Source organism: Pacificispira sp. (assembly GCF_965228185.1).
GTDB lineage: Bacteria > Pseudomonadota > Alphaproteobacteria > UBA8366 > Aestuariispiraceae > Pacificispira.
Window position 1 is genome coordinate 778,699 of sequence record NZ_CBDDHE010000002.1, and the last position, 20,685, is coordinate 799,383.

General features: G+C 62.9%; 20 protein-coding genes and 1 tRNA gene. 13 read left to right on the forward strand and 8 right to left on the reverse strand.

The features are described 5' to 3' along the window. The first annotated feature begins 1 nt into the window (after position 1). From ACO06O_RS03660 to ACO06O_RS03670, 3 genes are all read left to right on the forward strand, one after another. Positions 2 to 265, forward strand: a complete 264-nt coding sequence (locus ACO06O_RS03660) for an HPr family phosphocarrier protein (protein ID WP_420418241.1) — start codon at positions 2 to 4, stop codon at positions 263 to 265. Positions 266 to 272: 7 nt separating this feature from the next. After that, on the forward strand, positions 273 to 2,048 hold the full coding sequence (gene ptsP / locus ACO06O_RS03665) for a phosphoenolpyruvate--protein phosphotransferase (RefSeq protein ID WP_421876368.1): 1,776 nt from the start codon (positions 273 to 275) through the stop codon (positions 2,046 to 2,048). A gap of 196 nt (positions 2,049 to 2,244) precedes the next feature. Further along, positions 2,245 to 2,823, forward strand: a complete 579-nt coding sequence (locus tag ACO06O_RS03670) for a hypothetical protein (RefSeq protein ID WP_421876370.1) — start codon at positions 2,245 to 2,247, stop codon at positions 2,821 to 2,823. Positions 2,824 to 2,860: 37 nt separating this feature from the next. Here ACO06O_RS03670 and kynU read toward each other — a convergent pair whose 3' ends face one another. Together kynU and ACO06O_RS03680 are read right to left on the reverse strand one after the other, a co-directional pair. After that, positions 2,861 to 4,120, reverse strand: coding sequence for a kynureninase (kynU, locus tag ACO06O_RS03675; protein ID WP_421876372.1), 1,260 nt, complete (start codon positions 4,118 to 4,120; stop codon positions 2,861 to 2,863). 16 nt (positions 4,121 to 4,136) lie between these two features. Beyond that, entirely contained in the window at positions 4,137 to 9,029 is a 4,893-nt protein-coding gene (locus ACO06O_RS03680) for an NAD-glutamate dehydrogenase (RefSeq protein WP_421876374.1), read from the reverse strand. Between the two features lie 230 nt (positions 9,030 to 9,259). Here ACO06O_RS03680 and ACO06O_RS03685 point away from each other — a divergent pair, with 230 nt between their 5' ends. Then, positions 9,260 to 9,526: a hypothetical protein gene (locus tag ACO06O_RS03685; RefSeq protein ID WP_421876376.1), complete on the forward strand. Its 267-nt coding sequence runs from the start codon at positions 9,260 to 9,262 to the stop codon at positions 9,524 to 9,526. Positions 9,527 to 9,569: 43 nt separating this feature from the next. Here ACO06O_RS03685 and ACO06O_RS03690 read toward each other — a convergent pair whose 3' ends face one another. The 4 genes from ACO06O_RS03690 to ACO06O_RS03705 all read right to left on the reverse strand — a co-directional run bounded on the left by ACO06O_RS03690 (position 9,570) and on the right by ACO06O_RS03705 (position 11,633). Beyond that, the gene (locus ACO06O_RS03690) at positions 9,570 to 10,064 is read right to left on the reverse strand and encodes a hypothetical protein (protein WP_421876378.1); all 495 of its coding nucleotides are present in this window, start codon (positions 10,062 to 10,064) and stop codon (positions 9,570 to 9,572) included. 13 nt (positions 10,065 to 10,077) lie between these two features. Continuing rightward, positions 10,078 to 10,593 (reverse strand): response regulator, encoded by a 516-nt coding sequence (locus ACO06O_RS03695; protein ID WP_420418248.1) that lies wholly within the window; start codon positions 10,591 to 10,593, stop codon positions 10,078 to 10,080. A gap of 179 nt (positions 10,594 to 10,772) precedes the next feature. Continuing rightward, the gene (locus ACO06O_RS03700) at positions 10,773 to 11,369 is read right to left on the reverse strand and encodes a LysE family translocator (RefSeq protein ID WP_421876380.1); all 597 of its coding nucleotides are present in this window, start codon (positions 11,367 to 11,369) and stop codon (positions 10,773 to 10,775) included. Between the two features lie 189 nt (positions 11,370 to 11,558). Beyond that, positions 11,559 to 11,633, reverse strand: a tRNA-Gly gene (locus ACO06O_RS03705). A gap of 198 nt (positions 11,634 to 11,831) precedes the next feature. On the opposite strand from ACO06O_RS03705, the gene ACO06O_RS03710 reads away from it, so the two are divergent. The 5 genes from ACO06O_RS03710 to ACO06O_RS03730 all read left to right on the forward strand — a co-directional run bounded on the left by ACO06O_RS03710 (position 11,832) and on the right by ACO06O_RS03730 (position 14,794). Beyond that, a complete protein-coding gene (locus tag ACO06O_RS03710; protein WP_421876382.1) occupies positions 11,832 to 12,344 on the forward strand; it encodes a prolyl-tRNA synthetase associated domain-containing protein in 513 nt (170 codons plus the stop codon). A gap of 121 nt (positions 12,345 to 12,465) precedes the next feature. After that, positions 12,466 to 13,389 (forward strand): tetratricopeptide repeat protein, encoded by a 924-nt coding sequence (locus tag ACO06O_RS03715; RefSeq protein WP_420418252.1) that lies wholly within the window; start codon positions 12,466 to 12,468, stop codon positions 13,387 to 13,389. An 86-nt stretch (positions 13,390 to 13,475) separates the two neighbouring features. After that, on the forward strand, positions 13,476 to 14,150 hold the full coding sequence (locus ACO06O_RS03720; RefSeq protein ID WP_421876384.1) for an LON peptidase substrate-binding domain-containing protein: 675 nt from the start codon (positions 13,476 to 13,478) through the stop codon (positions 14,148 to 14,150). Positions 14,151 to 14,177: 27 nt separating this feature from the next. Beyond that, positions 14,178 to 14,399, forward strand: a complete 222-nt coding sequence (locus ACO06O_RS03725) for a Trm112 family protein (protein WP_421876386.1) — start codon at positions 14,178 to 14,180, stop codon at positions 14,397 to 14,399. 5 nt (positions 14,400 to 14,404) lie between these two features. After that, complete coding sequence (locus ACO06O_RS03730; RefSeq protein WP_421876388.1) at positions 14,405 to 14,794, forward strand: gamma-butyrobetaine hydroxylase-like domain-containing protein; 390 nt, start codon at positions 14,405 to 14,407, stop codon at positions 14,792 to 14,794. 3 nt (positions 14,795 to 14,797) lie between these two features. Here ACO06O_RS03730 and ACO06O_RS03735 read toward each other — a convergent pair whose 3' ends face one another. Together ACO06O_RS03735 and ACO06O_RS03740 are read right to left on the reverse strand one after the other, a co-directional pair. Then, positions 14,798 to 15,439 carry a glutathione S-transferase family protein gene (locus ACO06O_RS03735; protein ID WP_421876391.1) on the reverse strand — a complete coding sequence of 214 codons (642 nt, stop codon included), beginning with the start codon at positions 15,437 to 15,439 and terminating at the stop codon, positions 14,798 to 14,800. A 9-nt stretch (positions 15,440 to 15,448) separates the two neighbouring features. After that, positions 15,449 to 16,669, reverse strand: coding sequence for a UbiH/UbiF/VisC/COQ6 family ubiquinone biosynthesis hydroxylase (locus ACO06O_RS03740; RefSeq protein ID WP_421876393.1), 1,221 nt, complete (start codon positions 16,667 to 16,669; stop codon positions 15,449 to 15,451). 399 nt (positions 16,670 to 17,068) lie between these two features. On the opposite strand from ACO06O_RS03740, the gene ACO06O_RS03745 reads away from it, so the two are divergent. The 4 genes from ACO06O_RS03745 to ACO06O_RS03760 all read left to right on the forward strand — a co-directional run bounded on the left by ACO06O_RS03745 (position 17,069) and on the right by ACO06O_RS03760 (position 20,684). Then, a complete protein-coding gene (locus tag ACO06O_RS03745; RefSeq protein ID WP_420418258.1) occupies positions 17,069 to 17,407 on the forward strand; it encodes a P-II family nitrogen regulator in 339 nt (112 codons plus the stop codon). Positions 17,408 to 17,423: 16 nt separating this feature from the next. Next, positions 17,424 to 18,758 carry an ammonium transporter gene (gene amt, locus ACO06O_RS03750; protein ID WP_421876395.1) on the forward strand — a complete coding sequence of 445 codons (1,335 nt, stop codon included), beginning with the start codon at positions 17,424 to 17,426 and terminating at the stop codon, positions 18,756 to 18,758. Positions 18,759 to 18,981: 223 nt separating this feature from the next. Continuing rightward, the gene (locus ACO06O_RS03755; RefSeq protein ID WP_421876397.1) at positions 18,982 to 19,305 is read left to right on the forward strand and encodes an SHOCT domain-containing protein; all 324 of its coding nucleotides are present in this window, start codon (positions 18,982 to 18,984) and stop codon (positions 19,303 to 19,305) included. A gap of 158 nt (positions 19,306 to 19,463) precedes the next feature. Then, complete coding sequence (locus tag ACO06O_RS03760) at positions 19,464 to 20,684, forward strand: aminotransferase class I/II-fold pyridoxal phosphate-dependent enzyme (protein WP_421876399.1); 1,221 nt, start codon at positions 19,464 to 19,466, stop codon at positions 20,682 to 20,684. Position 20,685 lies beyond the last annotated feature (1 nt).

Consider the following 20,685-nt stretch of genomic DNA (forward strand, 5'->3'; position numbering starts at 1 on the left):
CATGCGTACATTGACGATCCGAAATTCGCGCGGATTGCACGCGCGCGCCGCCGCGCAATTCGTCCAAACGGCCGAGAAGTTCGACGCCGAGATCGAGGTTTCCAAGGACGGACAGACCGTGACGGGCACATCGATCATGGGGTTGATGATGCTGGCCGCCGCCAAGGGAACCAGCATCGACGTCCGCGCCGAGGGGCCTGAGGCCGAGGCGGCGCTGGCCGAAATCGTGGCTTTGGTGGAGGCCGGTTTCCACGAGGAGAATTGACGCCGCCATGTCCGCAAAGGTCCCATCCGATGCGAGAACCGGCGAAACGATCCTGCAGGGGATCGGCGTTTCGCCCGGCGTCGCCTTTGGCCGGATTACGCTGATCGACGCTGCGGGCTATGGCGTTTCCGATCACACGATCGGCGCCGACGGTCTGGCCCAGGAAATCGAGAGATTGGACAAGGCGGTCCGTAAGAGCCGCCGCCAGATCCTGGCGCTGAAACGGATTCGCGGACGGCTGCCCGACGCAGCGGCGGCAGAACTGGGCGATATTCTGGAAGCCCATGTCCAGATGCTGGGCGATTCCCGCCTGGTGCGCGGCGCGCGCAAACGCATTCAGGACGAGGGCCGCAACGCCGCCGCGGCGATGAAGGCGGAATGCGACGCCATCGTCACCGGCTTCCAGGCCATGGATAACCGATATCTTGCCGCCCGCGCCGACGATGTGCGCGAAGTCGCCTATCGTGTGCTGCGGAACCTGACCGACGCCCCGAAAAACGCCTTTGCCGGCGCGCCGGAGGGATCGGTCGTCCTGTCCGAGAGCATCAGTCCCGCCGATACGGCAATGATGGATCCGGGCCGTATCAACGGCTTCGCCGCGTCCCAGGGCGGTGCGCAGAGCCATACCGCGATCCTGGCGCGGTCACTGGGCATCCCGGCCGTGCTGGGGCTAGGTGCCTTTCACGCCCCGTCCCCAGGGACCGAGGTCATCCTGGACGGTACCGAAGGGGTCGTGATTCTGCGCCCGGCCCCGGCGACCGAAGCGCGTTATCGCGACAAACATGCCAAGCAAGTCCGCGACCAACGCCGCCTCGAAGCGCTGATCGACGAGCCCGCGGCGACCCGCGACGGCGTCACGGTGCGGCTGGAGGCCAATCTGGAACTGCCCCGCGAGGCGGAAATCGCCTCTCGCAACGGCGCAGACGGCGTCGGCCTGTTCCGTACCGAATTCATGTTCATGAACCGCGACACGCCGCCGGACGAAGACGACCAGTACACGGCGCTGGCGGAAGTGGTGCGGGCGATGAAAGGCCGTCCCGTCACCATCCGCACCATGGATGTCGGTGGCGAGAAACTGGCCTATGCCCTCGGCGACGATCTGGCGCCCTCCCCCAACCCCGCATTGGGTTTGCGTGCGATCCGGCTGTCGCTGAAACGGCCCAAACTGCTGGAAACCCAACTTTGCGCCATCCTGCGGGCCGGGGCGCACGGTCCGGTGCGCATCCTTTTGCCCATGATCGCGACTGCGGGCGAAGTCCGGCAGGTCCGGGAAATCCTGGGCCGTGTCGCAAAGCGTCTGCGCCGGCGCGGGGTCGATTTCGCCGATCCGCTGCCGCCCCTGGGCGTCATGATCGAAGTGCCGGGCGCGGCGATCGCGGCCGATTCCCTGGCCCAGGTGGCGGATTTCTTCGCCATCGGCACCAATGATTTGACCCAGTACACCCTGGCCATCGACCGGACGGACGAACAGGTCGCCCATCTCTATAACCCGCTGCATCCGGCGGTGCTGCGGCTGATGGATTTCGCGGTTCAGGCGGCGCTTCGGGCGCGCATTCCGGTGTCGGTCTGTGGCGAGATCGCCGGCGATCCTCGCTTCACCGCGCTGTTGGTCGGTCTCGGCATTCGCGACCTGTCCATGGCGTCGACCAGCCTATTACGGGTGAAACAACGAATCCGCCAGATCGAGTTCACCGCCGCCGCCAATCGCGCCCGCATGGTGATGGAGAGCCATGACAGCGGCCGCATCCGGATGCTTCTGGACGATCTGAACGGTCTGAACTGACCGGAAGACCGCCCCCGAATCCGAAATGTGCCGTTCCAATGACGGCTTTGTGTAATGGGTTTGCTAAGCCCTTGGCGGAAAAGCTTGAAAAGCTTCACTTGAATTAGGGCAGAAGGCTTTTATAAACTCAACCCGCTACGCAATTGGGGTTGCCGTGCGCATCGCGGCGCGCGGCCCCGGGAGAGGGAGAGGGTCATTGACGGTCGATCAGTCCACGCAGGCACGCCGTTCCCGTAAATGGCGCGCGACGGCAATCGCTGCCACGCTCGCCGCAACAATGTCGATTTCGGGCGTCGCCCAGGCCTGTTTGAATGGGATTGTCCCGAACCACACGCTGGCCCTTTCCGTCCGCACGCTGCAGTCCGATCTGATGGTCTCGGCCCTGTCTTGCAACGAACGCGACCGGTACAACGCCTTCGCCGTCAAGTATCGCCCGCATCTGCAGAAGCACGGCTCGGCCCTGAAAGACTATTTCAACAAGCTGCACGGCAGCGCGGCAACGCGCGAATTGAACGCCTATGTCACCGACCTGGCGAATTACGCGTCGGTGCGCCACGCCCAGGACCGCAAAGCGTTCTGCGGCGGCACGGTCAGCGCCTTCAAGGCCCTGCTGATCGAAAAGGATGTCGATATCCACCGTGTGGCCCTGGCCTATTCGATGCGGGTGTCCCCGTCGCTGAAGCAGGAAATCACCCTGGCGGCGGCCAGCGGCGGCTGTGACGTCGTCGCCCAGGGCAGCACCGTCGCGGCGGGCGGGATCACCATTCTGGAATAAGCCCTTCCGGATACGGGTCCTCGAGATCCGCTTACGGTCAGGTTACGGCGGCCCGGGTCTTGTACTCGGGCCGATCCCATTCGTGGGTCGTGAAAATCTCGGCCAATATGACGGCGGCGTCCAGAACCGCGCCATAGGTCAGGTAGAGCGGCGAGAAACCGAACCGCACGATATCCGGCGCCCGGAAGTCGCCGATCACCCCGCGCGCGATCAGGGCCTGCATCACCGCATACCCCTCCGAATGCCGGAAGGAGACCTGCGCGCCACGGCGTGTCCTGTCGCGCGGGCTGGCGAGAAGTAGCCCCGCCTCGTCCGGTACAAGCGCCTCAACGCAGTCGATAAAGAAGTCGCCCAGGCCCGCCGTCTTCGCCTCGATCATCCTGCCGTCGACGCCGTCATAAGCTTCCAGGGCCGTCTCCAGCGCCGCCATGGACAGAACGGGAGGCGTCCCGATCACATACCTGTCCATGCCCGGCGCCGGCTCGTAATCGGGGCGGAAATCGAAAGGGGCCGCATGCCCGAGCCATCCCGCCAGGATCGGCCGGGCGGTTTCGCGATGCGATTCAGCGGCGTAGACGAAGGCCGGTGCGCCCGGCCCGCCATTCAGGAACTTGTAGCCGCATCCGACCGCGAAATCCGCGCCGTCCGCGTCCAGATTGACCTCAAACGCCCCCGCGCTATGGGCCAGATCCCATAAAGCCAGCGCCCCGGCCTGATGAATTGCGTCCGACACCCGACGCATGTTCAGCTTGCGGCCCGACCGGTAGTCCGTCTGGGTCAGCATCACGACCGCCACATCTGCATCCAGCGCATCGTCCAGGTCGGTTTCAGCGTCGTCGATCAGCCGCAGGGCATAGCCGCCGCCCAGTTCCTCCAACAGGCGTTGGGCGACATAAAGATCGGTCGGGAAATTGCCCCGTTCGGATATCACGATCCGCCGGCCGGGCCGGAGAGACAGGGCAGCGGACAGAACCTTCAGCAGATTGACCGATGTGGAATCGCAGGCCCGGATCGATTCCGGTGCCGCGCCGACCAGGGCCGCGATGCGCGCACCGATCCGCGCCCCGAAACCCATCCAGCCGTTCTTGTTCCAACTGGTGATCAGGTCGACACCCCATTCCTGCCCCGCGACGCGGGTCAGACGATCCATCACGCCACGCGGCGGCGGGCCGAGGGAGTTACCGTCCAGATAGATCACGCCACGCGGCAGATCGAACAGATCCGCTCGCGCGGCCAGACCGTCCGCCAGATCCAAATCCTGCGCCCGGTCGCGCAGATCGGAAACTGCATCCGCCATCACCGTCTCCGACGCCTCACCCGGCGACCAGATTGCGCAGCTCGCGGTTCAGCACCGCCAGCATCGCCAGATCCAGTTGCGGCAGCGCGCGCAGTTCGCTCAACAACCCGTCCAGGCGGTCGACCGTTTCCGATCGCAGTTTCGTCCAGCCGTCTACTGCGTCGTCACCGGCCCCTTCCCGGGCCAGGACCCGCGACGCGATATCCGATTGCAGACCCCACAAATCGTCGATGATCGCGCCGAGCGCCAGGCGATGCCACTGATTGTCCGACGGAATCCGGTTGGCCGAAGAGCGCAACCAGTCCAGTCCGAACCGATCGCCGACACTGGAATAAATCCGGCCGACATTGACGACCGGCGCATCCGACTGACTGGCCAGGCGCACGACGTCGCAAGCGGAGGATAGAACCTTCAACTGGGCGACGGACAGGGACAGGTCTTCCGGCACGCCGGACGCGGAGAACCGTTCCAGGCGCGCCGCGACATCGGCCTTGGCGAAGCTGGACAGGATCTGATCCAGGTTTTCCTTCAGGGTCGCGACCCCCGGACGGTAGGTTTCGATACAGGCGCTCATATCGATCGGATGGTCGCTGTTGCGCAGGAACCATTCGGTCATGCGTTCGATCGTCCGTTCCGTCTCGCGCAGCATCCGGATTTGAATCTTGGCGTCGGCCTTGTTGTCCAGCGCCTCGATCGCGCTCCAGATCCCGCGCAGGCCGAAGACCTCCCGCACGACCGTATAGGCCCGGGCGACTTCGGATTCATACATGCCCGTCCGCTGGTGCATTTCGTTGACGAAGGCGGGCCCCGTGCGGTTGATCATGGAATTGGTGACCGCCGTGGCGATGATCTCGCGCCGCAGACGGTGGTTGCGGATATTCTCGGGATACTTCTTCTGAAGCGGCTCCGGGAAGTAACGGAACAAATCCGCTTCCAGCATCGGATCGTCGGGAAGCTGCGAATCCAGCAATTCGCGATAGGTGATGTTCTTGGCATAAGCCAGGATCACCGCCAGTTCCGGACGGCACAGGCCCTCCTTCTTCTGCATCCGCTCGGCGATTTCCTCGTCGTCGGGCAGGAATTCCAGCTTGCGGTTCAGATCGCCCGCCCGCTCCATCGCCCGGATCAGACGCTGATGGCGGTCCAGCATCGATTCCGCCTGGGACAGTTCGACGGACAGCGACTGGGTCTGTTGGTAATTGTCGCGCAGGACCAGGGCGGAAACCTCATCCGTCATTTTCTCGAGCAACGCGTTGCGCTGTTTTTCGGTCATGTCGCCACGTTGGACCACGTCGCCCAACAGGATCTTGATGTTGACCTCGTGGTCGGAGCAGTCGACGCCGGCGGAATTGTCGATGGCGTCGGTGTTGATCCGGCCGCCGCCCTGCGCGAACTCGATGCGCGCACGGTGGGTCACGCCCAGATTCGCCCCTTCGCCGATGACCTTGCAGCGCAGATCGCAGGCATCGACGCGCAACGCGTCATTGGCCCGGTCACCGACATCGGCATTGCTTTCGTCGGAATGCTTCACATAGGTGCCGATGCCGCCGAACCAGAGCAGGTCGGTTTCCATTTGCAGCGCCGCGCGGATCAACTGGCTGGGCGGCAGGCTGTCTTCCGTCACGCCCAGCATGGCCTTGATTTCGGGCGTCAATTTGATCGATTTCGCCGATCGTTCGAAAACCCCGCCGCCCTTCGAAATCAGCGACTTATCATACTCGTTCCACCCTTTCACGGCGTCGAACAGGCGCTTGCGTTCCTGGAAGGTCTTCGCCGCGTCCGGATTGGGATCGATGAAGATGTGTAGATGGTTGAACGCGACCTGCAGGCGGATGTGCTCGCTGAGGATCATTCCGTTGCCGAAGACGTCGCCGCCCATATCGCCGACACCGACCACGGTGAAGTCCTGGGACTGGGTATCGTGCCCGAACTCGCGGAAATGGCGCTTCACCGCCTCCCATCCGCCGCGCGCGGTGATGCCCATCTTCTTGTGATCATACCCGGCCGACCCGCCGGAGGCGAAGGCGTCACCCAGCCAGAACCCGTATTTCTGGGAAATGGCGTTGGCATAGTCGGAGAAGGTGGCCGTGCCCTTGTCGGCCGCGACGACCAGATAGGGATCGTCCTGGTCCAATCGGACGACGTTCGGGGGCGGCGCGATCTCGCCGGCGACCAGATTGTCGGTGATGTCCAGCATCCCGGAGATGAAAAGCTGATAGCAGGCAATGCCTTCTTCCAGGAAGGCCTTACGGTCGGACGGCGGTGGCGCCTTCTTCAGGACGAACCCGCCCTTTGACCCGACGGGCACGATCACCGCGTTCTTGACCTGCTGCGCCTTCACGAGGCCCAGGACCTCGGTGCGGAAATCCTCACGCCGGTCCGACCAGCGCAGACCGCCGCGCGCGACCAGACCAAAGCGCAGATGAACCGCTTCGAACCGCGGGCTGTAGACGAAAATCTCGCGCAGCGGCGCGGGCTGCGGAATTTCCTGGATGTCCCGGCTGGAGAATTTGAACGAAACATAGGATTTGTGCTGCCCGTCGGCGTCCGGCTGATAGAAGCTGGTCCGGAGCGTCACCTGGATCATGTTCAGGAACCGCCGGATGATGCGGTCCTCGTCCAGGTTCGAGACATCTTCCAGGGCCGCGAGAACCGCGTCGGCGTGCTGTTGCGCCAGCGCCTCGCGGTCGCTTCCGATCGCCGGGTCGAACTTGGTCGTGAACAGGCTGGCCAGGCTGCGCGCGATCCCGGCATTGTTGGCCAGGGTTTCCGCCATATAGTCCTGCGAGAACGGGATCGCCGCCTGGCGCAGATATTTCGAGTAGGCCCGGCAGACCACGACATCGCGCCAGGCCAGTCCGGCGGACAGGACCAACCGGTTGAACCCGTCGTTTTCGACATCGCCCGCCAGGACGCGCAGGAAGCTGTCGTGGAAGACATCGCGCACGGCCTGGAAATCGATATCCCGGCCGTCCTCCGTCTCCAGCGCGAAATCGTGGATATAGACGCCCGACACGCCGTCATGGGCGTCCGGGGCCATGCGCTGCTGCGCCGACAAGCGGCCCGGCACCTTGTCGCTGCCGGCGGGATGTACCTCGTACAGCAACTCCTCCATCACCTTCACGCCCATGTTTTCCAGCATCGGCATGACGGTCGACAGGATCAGCGGCTTGAACGGCGAATAGATCTTGAAGCGCACCTGATGAGCGGCGGCTTCGATCGGATGGTACAGGTTGACCCTGGGTGCGCCATCTCCCAGCGCGCCCTCTACCTGCTCGATATCATAACAGGCCGTCTGGACGTTGAAGTCGACCGTATAGGCGTGCGGGAAGGCCTCACGGTAGCGGTGGTAAAGCCCGATGCCGCGTTCTTCCCCCAGATTTTCGACCAGCGCCTGATGCAACCGGTCTTCCCAGGTGCGGGTGACCTCCGCCAGATTCTGCTCGATCTCCTTGCGGTCGACTTCCGGCACGGCGCCGGGGGTCGTTTTCACGATGAACTGGACCCGGGTCAGCGGTTCGTCCGTCATGAAGGTGTAGTGGGCGGCGATATGACCGTCGAATTCCTTCGCCAATTGCGCGCCGATGGTCTTGCGCAGCGACGACGAGAACCGGTCGCGCGGCACATAGACAAGCGCGGAAATATAGCGCTGGAACGGATCCGGGCGCAGGAAGACCGCGATGCGCTGACGCTCCTGCAGGAACAGGATGCCGCGCGCGATCTCCGCCAGTCTTTCGGCCGAGATCTGGAACAACTCGTCGCGCGGATAGCTTTCCAGCACATGCATCAGCGCCTTGGAAGAATGCCCGCCCGGCTCGAACCCGGCGGATTCCACCACGGCATTCACCTTGTGGCGCAACAGGGGGATTTCGCGCGGCGACTGGTTATACGCGACGGAGGTCAGAAGCCCGATGAACAGGCGTTCCCCGACCGCATTGCCGTCCTTGTCGAATTTCTTGATCGCGATCGTGTCCATATGGACTCGGCGGTGCACGGTGGACCGGTTGTTGGCCTTGGTGATGCGCACCAGATCCGGCGCCCGCATATGGGTTTGGATTTCCAGCGGCAGGGCGCCCAGATTCCGCAGGCCTTCGAACACTTGGCGTTCCGCATCACGCAGAATGCCCAGACCGCTTTCGGGCGAGATCTCCAACCGCGCCTTCTTGCCGGTGCCGCTGTAAGCAATGTCGCGGTAGCCCATGAAGGTGAAATGGTCGTCGTGCAGCCATTGCAGAAACTCCTTGGTTTCCGCGACGGCGCTCTTTTCAATCCCCTTGGGCGGCGTTTTGTCCAATTCCTTCTTGATCGCCAAAGCCTGGGCACGCATGGCGGCCCAATCCTCGACCGAAGCGCGAACGTCGGCCAGAACCCGGCCGATCCCCTCCTCGATGGCGCGCAGCACTTCCGGGGCCGATTGCTCGTCGACCTCGATATGCATGAAGCTTTCGCGCGGGAAATCTTCTGTCTTCGCAGCGGCCGACGGGAAGTCCTTGGCCTTTCCCTTGGCGTCGCGGTCGACGCCGAAGACCGGATGGACCACCAGATGGACGGTATACATCTGACGCGCCAGTTCCATGGTGACGCTGTCGACCAGGAACGGCATGTCGTCATTGACAATTTCGATCACGGTATGGGTCGAATGCCAGCCGTGCTTTTCGAATCGCGGATTATAGGCGCGGATTTTCGGATTGCCCGGCAGGCGTTCCTGCCCGAAGGCCCACATCGAAATCGCGGCGCCATACAGGTCTTCGGCCTCGCGGTCGCAAATGTCTTCCGGCGGGACATTGCGATAATAATGCGTGGTAAAGACATGGGCCGGTACACGCTGCTCCGCCTTGATGCGGCTGTCGATCAGCCCGTGAACCTTCTCAAGCAGTTCCGTCTTCTTCGCGTCGATTCGGTCGGTCATGCCGATTTCCCCCGCCGGATGTCGGAGCCGTTCCGAGCATTGCGCGCCGTCGTTGCGGCTGTCGGCTCCGGTTGTGTTTCCATCACCTTAATCCGAAATGCCGATGGCGCAAACGTCGGAAGACAATCGGATTTTCCGGCCAATGTTACGACGGGACGTGTTACCATTTTTCATTCGGCTCCGCTGAGCGGAGCGGCATGAAGACGGCGGGAGCACGGCAGGGGGCGGGCATGACGACGCTTCAACAAGACGATAACCGGGTCTGGACCGGTGAGCACACGATGGACGCGCGGTATCGCCTGCCTTGGTTCGGCGGCCCGATCTATCTGCGCATCATGGTGGGGCGGGAGCGCCGGCCGGTCGCGCGGTCGGAAGAGGATGCGGCGCGCAGCGTCCGGCGATCGGCGGCAACATTCCTGTTCTTCACACTGGGTGCCTGTCTGTTTTACACCGTCGCGGCGGTTCTGCTGTTGCTCGGCAGCGCGGTCCTGGAGTGACAGGCGAGGGTCGCCGACGGACGGCTTAGACGGTGCGGGCCTGTTAGGGCAGTTCCTGGCGGACGGCGGTTTCCAACGCCTCGGCCACCTTCAGGGAGACCTCGTCGCCTTCCTGGGCCCGCTTTTCCTTCAGCACGATATGCAAGGCCTTCAAATGCTGTTCGATCAGCATCGGCTTCAGCGGCTTCGCCGTGTCCCGCTCAATGATGTACTTGCAGAAGGACGTGCCGATCCGGGTGATCAGCGGATAGCCGAGCGTCGTGCCCTGGCCGCGCAAATTGTGGACGCGACGAAACAGCTTATCCAGCGCCGCCTGCTCCGGATTGGCGTGGTAGGCGGCCATCAACTTGTCCAGATCGGCCAATTCCTCCGCCAGGATGCCGTCGAACTCGCCGGCGACCTTGGCCACCACATCCTCGGCGCGACGCAAGGCCTCGGAAGGGCGCGGCCCGCCCATGGCAGGCACCTTGTCGGCCAAGGGAGTCGGTTTGATGAACTCGACCTGGGCCGGGCCGTCCTTCCGTCTGTCCTGTGTCATGCGGTTTGCGGGCTCATCCGATTTCAGCGTAATCGACCGGCAGGCGGCGTTCCGGGCCGCCGTAATCCTCATTCGCGATCCGGCGGCGATCCGGACCGAAATAGGCGTCGCCGACGCGCACAAAGGCGCGCGGCCGCTCGACCATGGCAACGATGCGCGAATACAAGGCCTTGGCCGACACCGGCTTCGTCAGAAATTCCGTGATGCCGAAGTCGCGGGCTTCCAAGACCCGTTTGCGCTCGGCGAAACCGGTCAACATCAGGATGTTCACATAGGGGCACGGGCTGTCTTCGTCGCTACGCAGCAAGTGAACCAATTCCGGCCCTTCGCCACCATCCATGTCCCAATCGGAAATCACGATATCGGGGCCGAATTCCTTCGCCGCCAGAAACCCGTCATAGCCGGAATGGGCGGTGTGGACATGACCGACCCCCATGGCTTTCAGAATCTGGGTAACGACGCGGGTCATAAAGCGACTGTCATCCACGACCAGCACGCGCAGATACCGGAAATCGTAATTTTTGGCCATTTCCCCAACCTTCATCTCGGGTTCACGCCGGGGGCAGAGCCCCGTCCCGATCGCACGCGCCGCCTCCCCGCGGCCCGTTCAGACTATACAGCGCAACCGCATCGGAAGAAACGGCTATGACAGTTTTATTAACCATTTTTTCGCTGCGCGTGCCCGATCCCCAGGCGGCTCAAGCCGGATCACGCCACCATCGGCACGATACACAGCGCCAGCAGAATTCCGGTACCGATATTGAACCATTTCAGGCGCTGCGGATGGGCCAGAAAGCCCTGCAGGGCCGTACCGAACCCGGCCCAGAGGGAAACGCTGGGAAAGTTGATGATCACGAAGACCAGCGCGATGAACAGGACCGATACGAAAGGGTCTTCCTTGTCCGCATAGATCGCGATGGCGCTGACGGCCATCATCCAGGCTTTTGGATTGACCCATTGGAACAGCGCCGCGCCGATCAGTGTCATCGGACGCGCCTTTTCCGGTGATGCGGTTGACAGGCTGCGCGACAATGCGATGCGGAATGCGAGATAGAGCAGATACCCGCCGCCGGCCACTTTCAGCGCCAGTTCCAAGATGGGAAACTGCTGCAACAACGCGCCCAGCCCCATGCCGATGCAAATCACCAACACCCCGAACCCGAAGGCGATGCCGACCATATGCGGAATCGTCCGGCGGAAGCCGAAGTTCACGCCCGACGCCAACAGCATCATGTTGTTGGGCCCCGGCGTCGCCGACGCCACGAAGGCGAAAGTCGCAACCGCGATCAAGGTTTCAAGGGACATGGCAGCACCTCGCAATAAGGTCAGCGAAGCTGCCATAGAGGCGGAAGGCTGTAATCCGAAACATTGTCCCGATGACAATTTTCCGGACTGGGTACGGTCAGGCCGATGCGGGTAGAAGGTCTTCAAGCATGGTCAGCTGCTCGACCCCACGGTCCGGAGCATCCATTGTCGGTTCTGAAAGAGAGAAAATGGAGCGGGCGAAGAGATTCGAACTCTCGACATCAACCTTGGCAAGGTTGCGCTCTACCCCTGAGCTACGCCCGCATCCGTTCCGCCATCGGCGCCTATCGGCCGGTCGGCGGCGCCTCGTTGCCGAAGCGAGGGCGTGTATATACGGATCGATCCCGCTATGGCAAGCCCGTTTTCGAAACAATTTCGTCATCGCCCCCCAACGCGGGTTTTCCGCCGCCTTCGAATGGGCTAGCAAGGCCCGTCACGACGCGTAAGGGAGGGTATGGCGCCATGCCGAAGACCGATCAGGATCTGTATCAGCGGCTCGCCGCGCTGGGAATCGACCACAAGACGACCGAACATGCGCCGGTCTTCACCGTGGAGGAAAGCCAGCAGTTATGTGGACAGCTGGACGGCGCGCATATCAAGAACCTGTTCCTGCGCGATCGGAAGAAACGGATGTGGCTATGCACCGTTCTGGAGGATCGCGAGATCGACCTGAAGGCCCTTCGCAAGCGATTGGGCGCGCAGGGCTCGCTGAGTTTCGGCGCACCGGACCTTTTGATGGAGGTTCTGGGCGTTATCCCCGGCTCTGTCACGCCGCTGGCCGTTGTGAACGACACCGAGCGGCAGGTGACGGTCGTGCTGGACGACGGCCTGTTTGAAGAGGACCTGGTCAATTGCCATCCGCTGCGCAACGACCGGACGACCACACTGCGGGGCGAAGATCTGCTGCGCTTTCTGCGCGCCGAAAGCTATGAGCCGGAGCGGATCGATTTCGGTCAGCCGCTGACCGACGCATAACGCCCACAAGGCCGCGAATTCGCAGCCGGGACTTGAGGTCGGCGCCGGAAACGCCTAGATCACATGCGCCGCGTCGGCGCGACCGCCCGGCACGGAACCAGACAAAGACGGGAGAGCGTCCATGGAACCCTTGATCGGACAAGCCGATGCGCAGGCCGGCGCCGCCGCCATCATCGACGGCAGCGATGCGACCTTCCGCGAAGATGTGATGGAGGCCAGCCTTCAGACGCCCGTCATCGTCGATTTCTGGGCCCCCTGGTGCGGACCGTGCAAACAGCTTGGCCCGGCCCTGGAGAAGGCCGTCACGAAGGCGGCCGGCAAGATCAAGCTGGTCAAGATCAACATCGACGAAAACCCGGCGATCGCCGGTCAGCTGCGGGTCCAGTCGATCCCGGCCGTCTTCGGATTTGTCGGCGGCCGCCCGGTGGACGGATTCGCGGGCGCATTGCCGGAAAGCCAGATCAAGGACTTCATCAACCGCCTGATCGCCGCCGCCGGCGGGGAGGCCGGGGACGACCCGATCGAACAGGCGATGGAGCAGGCGGAAGCCGCGGTCGAGGCCGGGGATTTCGGCACCGCCGCCGCGATATACGGCCAGGTCGTCGAACACGACCCGGAGAACATGAAAGCCTTGGGCAAGCTGGCGCAGGCCTATATCAAACTGGAAGAACTGGACGCCGCGCAGGCACTTCTGGACGAAGTCCCGGAAGCCAAGGCGCAGGATCCCGACATCGCGTCCGCGCGCGCCGCACTGGAATTCGCCGCCAAGGCAGCCGAGGCCGAGGGCAAGCTGGCCCCGTTGGAAGCCGCGCTGGCCGCCAATCCGAACGACCATCAGGCCCGTTTCGACCTAGCCGAAGCCCAGGCGGCCATGGGCCAGTCCGAAGAGGCGATCGACAATCTTTTGTACATCATTCAGACCGACAGGGGCTGGAAGGATGACGCGGCGCGCCTACAATTACTGAAAGTCTTCGAGGCTTTGGGTCCCACCGACCCCGAGGTCTTGTCGGGACGCCGCCGCCTCTCGTCGCTGCTGTTCAGCTGAGGCCCGGTCACCGACCGGATCGGCGGGCCCCATGGCCAGGGTGGAAACCATTACCTTGGACCCGACCGCCGCATGACGGCGCGGGCATGGCCGGAACGATGAGTCAGTTCGATCAAAAATTCGACGCCTTGCCGTCGACGCTGCCGGTTTTTCCGTTGACCGGTGTCCTGTTGCTGCCGCGCGGCGTCCTGCCGCTGAACATTTTTGAGCCACGCTACCTGAACATGATTCAGGACGCGCTGGCGGCGGACCGATTGATCGGCATGACCCAGCCGCGCGACAAGGCGGAAAGCGGCCAGGAACCTCCGATCTATCCGATGGGCTGCGCCGGCCGGATCACCGCCTTCGAGGAAACCGACGACGGCCGCTTCCTGATCAGCCTTAAGGGCGTATGCCGGTTCCGGGCGGATGAGGAAATTCCAACGACGCGCGGCTATCGGCGCGTCCGCCCCGACTGGTCCGATTTCGAAGCCGATCTGACCGTGCCGGAAAAACAGACCGTCGACCGTGCCGCACTGTTCAAAAGCCTGAAAGCCTATTTCGCCGCCCAGGGGATCGAAGCGAGCTGGTCCGCGCTGAAAGAAACGCCGGACGAGCGGTTGATTAACTCCCTGGCCATGATCTGCCCCTTCGATCCGCCGGAAAAGCAGGCGCTGCTGGAGGCCGAGACCCTGTGCGACCGGGCGAAGGTCCTGACCGCCCTGGTCGAGATGGCCGTGCTTGACACCGGCGGGGGCGGCGGCGAGAAAGCAAAGCAATAGCCGCCGCACGGTTTAGGAGACCGGAACATGTCCAAGGATCCGAAAGACGACCGCCCCGCGACCGCCGGAACGCCCGGCGTCGATCGCCAGTTGCTGGATTTCCTGGTCTGTCCGGTGACCCATGGGACCTTGCGCTATGATTCCGACGCGCAGGAACTGATCAGCGACACGGCCGGGCTCGCCTATCCGATCCGCGACGGCATTCCGATCATGCTGCCCGAAGAGGCGCGCGAACTGAAGGCCGACTGACGCAGATGGCTGGCGATCCCGAAGCGGACCGGTTCTCGACCAAGGCCTGGCCCGTCGAAATCCGGCACAAGAAATCCGAGAAGCGCCTGGAAGTCGATTTCGACGACGGCGCCAAATTCTCCTATCCGGCCGAATATCTACGCGTCGAAAGCCCATCGGCCGAGGTCCAAGGCCATACGCCCAGCCAGAAGAAACTGATATCCGGCCGCCGCCATGTCGGCATCATGAAGATGGAGCCGGTCGGCAATTACGCGGTGCGCATCGAATTCGACGATATGCACGATACCGGCATTTTCAGTTGGAAATACCTCTATGAGCTGGGCGTCGACTATGAAGCCCGCTGGCAGGCCTATCTGAACGAGTTGGATACCAAGGGTCTGAGCCGCGACCCATAGGCCCTACGCGTCGAAATCGGGCCGCGTTACCCTCACCGCATTCCGTGCTGCCATCGCCGCATGCCATACGGATAGACGCGGATGGCCCCGCAATTGGGCCGCCCCCTGCTCCGCCATGGCAAAATAGTCGATCATCGGGAACGCATGGAAATCCGCGAGGGTCGGGTTGTCTCCCAGTAGATAGGGCCCATCCGGCACGGCCAGCCGTTCCAGCGCGCCCAGCAAACGCGGCGAGGCGGCAAGTCCTGCGGACAATTCGGCCGGATCGGTAACCTCGCCCATCTTTTGCCGGTACCAGCCTTGGACGAAGACCTGCCGGACCAGCGGCCAGTAACCGTAGCTGTCGATGATCGAAACGATCTGCGCCTGGCGCGCACGGCCTTTGGCATCAGAAGGCTGAAGCGCCGGGCCTTCGAAGCCTTCGTCCAGATAGCGGGTGATCGCACCGGTCTCATAGAGCTGGAAATCCCCGTCGACCAGAACCGGCACGCGGCAGAAGGGCTGCATCTCCAGGAAGGATGCCGGCACGCCGGACTCGAACGGATCGATCTCGACCCAATCATAGGCCAGGCCCTTTTCATGCAGCGTCAGCCGCGCGATCCAGGAATAAACACTGTGACGATAGGCGTGCAGGCGTAATGTCACGACCGGCGCCTATAGGGCCTCGCCGCGCACCAGGCGCGGCAGATCGCCGACGACGCCCATCGCGTGACGCATCAGGAAATGCTTCACCGGAGGCAGGCGGTTCACCGTGGCGAGACCCAGATCGCGGACCGCGCGGACCGGCGGTACGTCGTTGGAAAACAGGCGCAGCAAACCGTCGGTCACGGCCGCCAACAGGACATTGTCGAAGCGCCGACGGCGTTCGTAATCCCGCAGCACCGACGGCGCGCCGATATCCAGCCCCAAACGGGTGGCGTCGACCAGCACCTCGGCGAAACCGGCGACATCGCGCAGGCCCATATTCAAGCCCTGCCCGGCGATCGGGTGGATCGAATGGGCCGCATCGCCGATCAAGGCGAACCGCCGGTCGGTATAGCGTTCTGCCTGCTGCAGGCTGAGCGGATAGGCGAAGCGAGGGCCGGACAATTCGATATCCCCCAGCCAATCACCGAACCGCAGCGTCAGTTCCTTCAGGAAATCCGCATCATTCATCGCCATGAAGCGTTCTGCGCGGTCCTTCTGTTCCGACCAGACGATGTTGCAGCGGCGTTCCGTCATCGGCAGCATCGCGAAAGGACCGCCGGGCAGGAACAATTCGACCGCAACGCCATCGTGATCCCGCTCGTGCCGGACGGTCGCCACCATGGAGACCTGATCGTAATTCCAGCCGCTGACGCCGATGCCCGCCTCTTCCCGGCGTTTCGAGAATTTCCCGTCGGCGGCGATCGCCAGCGCGGCGGAAATTTCGCGCCCGTCATCCAGAACCGCCAGCGCCTGGTCGGCATCACGGTCGATCCGCGCGACACTGGCCGGGGCCAGCAGGGTCAGCCCGTCAGTCCGCGCCGCGACCTTGTGCAATGCCTGGCGCGTCACCCGGTTTTCGATGATCCAGCCAAACGGGTCTTCCCCGACATCGGCGTGATCGTAATGCAGGAACAGCGGCGACACACCGCGCAGCGGATGTCCGTCGGCGACTCTGATATCCCAGATCGGCGAGGCGTGATCGGCCATCTCGGACCAGATCCCCGCGCCTTCCAACACCCGCTTGGATCCGAGTGCGATAGCCGACGCGCGGCCGTCATAGGCCAGGGATTGCACGGATTCCGGCGTTTCACGATCCACCACCACGACCTGGATCCCTGCCCGCGCCAAGGCGATCGCGAGGCTGAGACCGACCATGCCGCCACCGGCGAATACCACATCCGTGCGCATCTTCCGTCCAATCCTAATCGGGCCCCAAAACCTGTCCCTGAAGGTCGTCCGCCACCGCCTGTCTGTCCAGTGCCAGAATGCCGCAAAACGATGATTAAATTTTAGCCGTTTCTTGAAAATGCATATTTTTTATTCATTTTTGTGACGTCTCAAAGACATCGATTCCAAACGGAAATCTCCTAACCCACTGACTCTCCTGAAAGTTTCGATTCCCAAACGATCTGGCACGCATCTTGTTATTAGCTTCCCGAACCTTGTGCGCCGCAGCAAAACCGGCAGCGGTCGGCACCCGGGTTCTTCGCGGGGGGACGTTGGTCGATTGCGCGGAGGAACCGGTCGCATGGCGCGAAGGGAAAGCGTACCAGGCATTACTAGAGAGGGAGCCCTCGGGGAAATGCAATGAAACTGATCATGGCGATCATCAAACCCTTCAAGCTGGACGATGTGCGCGAAGCACTGACCGGACTTGGTGTTCAGGGGTTAACCGCGACCGAAGTCAAAGGCTTTGGCCGTCAGAAGGGGCAGACTGAAGTTTATCGCGGGGCCGAGTATTCCGTGAACTTCCTGCCGAAAGTCAAAATCGAAGTCGTCGTGCCCGCCGATCTGGCGGAAAAGACGGTCGAGGCCATCCAGAAAGCCGGCAATACCGGCCGGATCGGCGATGGCAAAATCTTCGTCATCGATGTCGCGCAGGCCGTGCGGATCCGCACCGGCGAAACCGACGCCGACGCGCTCTGAGGAGGTTCAAGGAAACATGTCTATCGCAACCAATATGAAACGTGCCACGATCGGCGGCTTGGCCGCGGCGGTCGCGGCCTTGGCGGCCACGCCGGCCCTGGCGGAGGTCGAGATCGAGACGGCTTACGTCTTCAACACCTTCTCCTTCCTGGTGTCTGGCTTCCTGGTCATGTGGATGGCCTGCGGCTTTGCCATGCTGGAATCTGGCCTGGTCCGCACCAAGAACACCGCGACGATCTGTCTGAAGAACATCGCGCTCTATTCCGTCGCCGGGATCATGTACTACCTGATCGGCTATAACCTGATGTATGTCGGCGTCGACGCCGGCTGGATCGGCAGCTTCTCGATCTTCTATGACGGGTCGCTGGACGAAGCCGCGCTGGCGGCGGAAGTCGCCGATGTCGGCTATTCCACCATGTCCGACTGGTTCTTCCAGATGGTCTTCGTCGCCACGGCCGCGTCGATCGTCTCCGGCACCGTTGCCGAACGCGTCAAGTTCTGGCCGTTCATGATCTTCACGGTCGTTCTGACCGCGGTGATCTATCCGGTGCAGGCGTCCTGGACCTGGGGCGGCGGCTGGCTGTCCGAAATGGGCTTCTCCGATTACGCCGGTTCGACGCTGGTTCACAGCTGCGGCGGTTGGGCTGCCCTGGTCGGTGCCATCCTGCTTGGCCCGCGTAAGGGCAAGTACGGTGCCGACGGCAAGGTCACCCCGATGCCGGGCGCGAATCTGCCGCTCGCCACGCTGGGCACGTTCATCCTGTGGCTCGGTTGGTTCGGCTTCAACGGCGGTTCGGTCCTGGCCCTGGGCTCGGCGGCTGCCGCTGCGGAAATGTCGATCGTCTATGCCAACACCAACCTGGCCGCGGCCGCCGGTGTCGTCGTCGCGATCTTCATGACGCAGATCCTCTACAAGAAGATCGACCTGACCATGGCTCTGAACGGTGCCATCGGGGGTCTGGTTGCCATCACCGCCGGTCCGGCCCTGGAGTTCAGCTTCCTGGCCATCATCGTCGGCGGTGTCGGCGGCGCCCTGGTCGTGATCGCGGTCCCGCTGATCGACAAGCTGAAGATCGACGACGTGGTCGGTGCCATCTCGGCCCACCTGGTCGCCGGTATCTGGGGCACGCTGTGCGTCGCCTTCTTCGGCGGCGGCGACCTGGTCGCCCAGATCACGGGTATCGTCGCGGTCGGCATCTGGACGGTTGTCACCAGCGCCATCGTCTGGGGCATCCTGAAGGTCACGATCGGCATCCGTGCCAACGAAGAGGACGAAATGATCGGGCTCGACAAGGCAGAGCTCGGCATGGAGGCCTATCCGGAATTCGGTTCGGGTTCCTCCTCGATGTAAGTCGAGGGGACAACACAAGGGAAACGACCCGAACCACACGTTTCCACCCCGCAAAACTTCCCCGGAGGGTCCGCCTTCCGGGGATTTTTTTACGCGCAGCAAGCCGGCTGGCAACCGGCTCGACACTTCGCGTAATGCTTGTCGGCGATGCGGAAACGATCTTATCCTTTGGCGACGTGCATGGATTGGCGGTGCAGCCGCTTGATAGCCGGGGAGAGAAAGAATGGCATTGCTGATCTATTTGGCGTTCGGAATAATTTTTGCGCTCCTCTGCGCCAGCATGGCCAAATCAAGAAACCGTAGCATCGGTCTTTGGACGGTCCTGGGCTTCTTTCTGGGACTCTTCGCCGTACTGATCCTGGCGATCATCGGGAAAGACAAGAATGCGCCCGCCGCCGCCGACCCCGCGAGTGCCGGCACACCGGCTTTACAGCCCGCGAAATCGAGTTCCAATCTCGATGAGATTGCAAAACTGAAGAAGCTGCTGGACGACGGCGTCCTGACCCAGGATGAGTTCGACGAGCAGAAGAGACGGCTTCTGCAATAATCGGCACGGTCCCCAGCATGTAGCGATCGCATCACGGGGACCTGTCAATCCGCCCCAAATCTAGTATAGTCTACCCTATCAAGCGAATGGTCCGAGATTTGCTTCCAGCCGTTGCGGTCGGAAGCAGGTTTTCGGATTCTTAACGGCATAGGACGACGATGGGCGGATCACGGCTCGACCTTCTTAAAAATTTCCCCTACCGGCGGCTGAACGCCCTGCTGGAGGGCCTGGAGCCTTCGCACGACCCGCTGCTTCTGCAGATCGGGGAGCCGCAGGACGCGGTGCCGGATTTGGTCCTGCCCACGGTGAATGCGCATGCCGGTCTATTTGGGAAATATCCGCCGCCCAATGGCGCGCCGGATTACAACGAGGCTGTGGCGCGCTGGATCGAGGCGCGCTATGGCCTCGGCGCGGGATCGATCGATCCGGTAACTCAAGTGACCGCCCTGTGCGGCACGCGCGAGGGCCTGTTCCAGGCGGCGCTGATGGCGGTGATGCGCAAGCGCGAACGCATGCGCGACCCGGGTGTCGCCCCGGCGGTGCTGGTCCCAAACCCAATGTATCACGTCTATTTCGGCGGGGCCGTGGTCGGCGACGCGGAACCGGTACTGCTGAACGCGACGGCACAGAACGGGTTCCTGCCGGACTATGCCGGTCTGCCGGAATCCGTCCTGGACAGGACGGCGATCTGCTATCTGTGCACGCCCGGCAATCCGACCGGGGCCGTGGCGTCGCGGGACGCGGTACGCGACTTGCTGGCCCTGGCGCGCAAGCATGATTTCGTCCTGGCGGTCGACGAATGCTATTCCGAGATCTGGTTCGACACACCGCCTGCCGGCGGGTTCGACGCGGCGCACGATCTGGGTGGGACAGACAATCTGCTGGTCTTCAATTCCCTGTCGAAACGGTCCGGGTCGCCAGGATTGCGGTGCGGCTTCGTCGCCGGAGACCCGGCCCTGATGGAACCGCTGACGCTGCTGCGCTCCTATGGCGGCGCCCAGGTGCCGGGCGCGCTGATGGCGGCGGGAACGGCGCTATGGCGCGACGAGGAACATGCGGAGGCCAATCGACGCCGCTACCTTAATTTGGTCGAAATCGCCGACCATCATCTGGCGGGGATTCCGGGATATCGCAAACCGGAGGCCGGATTCTTCCTGTGGATCGACGTGTCGGCGCAATTCGGCGACGGCGAGGCCGCTGCGAAACAGCTTTGGGCCAAGGCCGGGGTGAAGACCCTACCCGGACGCTATATGGCCCGTCCGGACCCGGTCACGGATACCAGCCCCGGCGATCCCTATATCCGGATCGCCCTGGTACACGACCCGGAGACAGTGGGCGAGGCAATGACCCGTATCGGCGCGGTTCTACGCGGCGCCTGAC

Excerpts from the sequence above, each read along its gene's own strand:
- ACO06O_RS03720 (WP_421876384.1), top strand. The coding sequence starts at position 13,476 with ATGGCCGGAACGATGAGTCAGTTCGATCAAAAATTCGACGCCTTGCCG.
- ACO06O_RS03690 (WP_421876378.1), bottom strand. The coding sequence starts at position 10,064 with ATGACACAGGACAGACGGAAGGACGGCCCGGCCCAGGTCGAGTTCATC.
- ptsP (WP_421876368.1), top strand. The coding sequence starts at position 273 with ATGTCCGCAAAGGTCCCATCCGATGCGAGAACCGGCGAAACGATCCTG.
- ACO06O_RS03725 (WP_421876386.1), top strand. The coding sequence starts at position 14,178 with ATGTCCAAGGATCCGAAAGACGACCGCCCCGCGACCGCCGGAACGCCC.
- ACO06O_RS03715 (WP_420418252.1), top strand. The coding sequence starts at position 12,466 with ATGGAACCCTTGATCGGACAAGCCGATGCGCAGGCCGGCGCCGCCGCC.
- ACO06O_RS03730 (WP_421876388.1), top strand. The coding sequence starts at position 14,405 with ATGGCTGGCGATCCCGAAGCGGACCGGTTCTCGACCAAGGCCTGGCCC.
- ACO06O_RS03745 (WP_420418258.1), top strand. The coding sequence starts at position 17,069 with ATGAAACTGATCATGGCGATCATCAAACCCTTCAAGCTGGACGATGTG.
- ACO06O_RS03710 (WP_421876382.1), top strand. The coding sequence starts at position 11,832 with ATGCCGAAGACCGATCAGGATCTGTATCAGCGGCTCGCCGCGCTGGGA.
- ACO06O_RS03685 (WP_421876376.1), top strand. The coding sequence starts at position 9,260 with ATGACGACGCTTCAACAAGACGATAACCGGGTCTGGACCGGTGAGCAC.
- amt (WP_421876395.1), top strand. The coding sequence starts at position 17,424 with ATGTCTATCGCAACCAATATGAAACGTGCCACGATCGGCGGCTTGGCC.
- ACO06O_RS03760 (WP_421876399.1), top strand. The coding sequence starts at position 19,464 with ATGGGCGGATCACGGCTCGACCTTCTTAAAAATTTCCCCTACCGGCGG.
- ACO06O_RS03755 (WP_421876397.1), top strand. The coding sequence starts at position 18,982 with ATGGCATTGCTGATCTATTTGGCGTTCGGAATAATTTTTGCGCTCCTC.
- ACO06O_RS03695 (WP_420418248.1), bottom strand. The coding sequence starts at position 10,593 with ATGGCCAAAAATTACGATTTCCGGTATCTGCGCGTGCTGGTCGTGGAT.
- ACO06O_RS03680 (WP_421876374.1), bottom strand. The coding sequence starts at position 9,029 with ATGACCGACCGAATCGACGCGAAGAAGACGGAACTGCTTGAGAAGGTT.
- kynU (WP_421876372.1), bottom strand. The coding sequence starts at position 4,120 with ATGGCGGATGCAGTTTCCGATCTGCGCGACCGGGCGCAGGATTTGGAT.
- ACO06O_RS03740 (WP_421876393.1), bottom strand. The coding sequence starts at position 16,669 with ATGCGCACGGATGTGGTATTCGCCGGTGGCGGCATGGTCGGTCTCAGC.
- ACO06O_RS03660 (WP_420418241.1), top strand. The coding sequence starts at position 2 with ATGCGTACATTGACGATCCGAAATTCGCGCGGATTGCACGCGCGCGCC.
- ACO06O_RS03700 (WP_421876380.1), bottom strand. The coding sequence starts at position 11,369 with ATGTCCCTTGAAACCTTGATCGCGGTTGCGACTTTCGCCTTCGTGGCG.